The sequence below is a fragment of the Tamlana crocina genome (assembly GCF_012037625.1).
Genome location: NZ_JAAVJS010000050.1, coordinates 1 through 877, shown reverse-complemented (window position 1 = coordinate 877; position 877 = coordinate 1). Strand labels below are relative to the sequence as shown.

Annotated in this window: 1 protein-coding gene; it reads right to left on the bottom strand. The window is 30.8% G+C overall.

All coding sequences use genetic code 11. The annotated features are described in order from the left end of the window. Nucleotides 1-165: 165 nt before the first annotated feature. On the bottom strand, nt 166-735 hold the full coding sequence (locus HC176_RS15525; protein ID WP_167919882.1) for a hypothetical protein: 570 nt from the start codon (nt 733-735) through the stop codon (nt 166-168). Nucleotides 736-877: the final 142 nt, after the last annotated feature.

Sequence of the window (877 nt, the reverse complement as noted above, 5' to 3'; positions counted from 1 at the left end):
TGGTCGATGCCCATTAGGAACTGGGGCATTATTTTAAACCAGTTTTTGACTATATTTGAAAAAAGGGTCCGGCTTTAATCAAGCCAAACCCTCGATTTATAACTTACACACTTCTCGGGATAGTGTCGATATGTATAACCTTGAACTAGCGGCATAGTCATTCAACTAATTGTCCAGTTTTTTGTTGAAAGTCCAAATTATCTTTTTCTCTTTAATAAGTTTTTCAACTGATTTTCCGTTCAGCATAATACTATTCGAATCTGAAAACGAATTACTGAAATTAATAGTTCGGTTATAAAACCTACCATTTGTAGGGTCATTTGATGTTTTATCATTTATTATTACATCTCTTTTGTAAGTATTCACACTCAATTTATAAAATGTAATTTTGTCATTAAGTTCATCGTAGATATATAATTTCAATCTGAATTCACTATTTGCAATTCTCTTTTCTTCAGCTTCTTTTTCTGCTAATGTTGCGTTATTTACTTGAGATATAATTGCATTGACATCCACTTCATATTTTTCAATTATCTGCATTAACAAATTATCATTTTTTCGGTCTCTACGATAACTTTTTAAATTGCTAATATCAAATGGTGTAACATTAAATTCATTTGCTATGTCATATTGAAAAATCTTATATTTTCGTTTTATGAAATCAATCAGTCTAGAAACAAATCTTCTGTAAGTTCCTTCTGTAAGTTTTTCTTCGATTTTATCAATTTGGTTCATTTGTTTCTATATGGTTGCCAACGGTTTGTGTAAGGATAGTTGCGTGTAAAAGCAACTAACTTACTAAAAATGGAACGAACCAGAGGAAAATCCGCAGGATTTTCCGAGTAGGCAAGAACCAAGCAATTATTTTTACACGTTG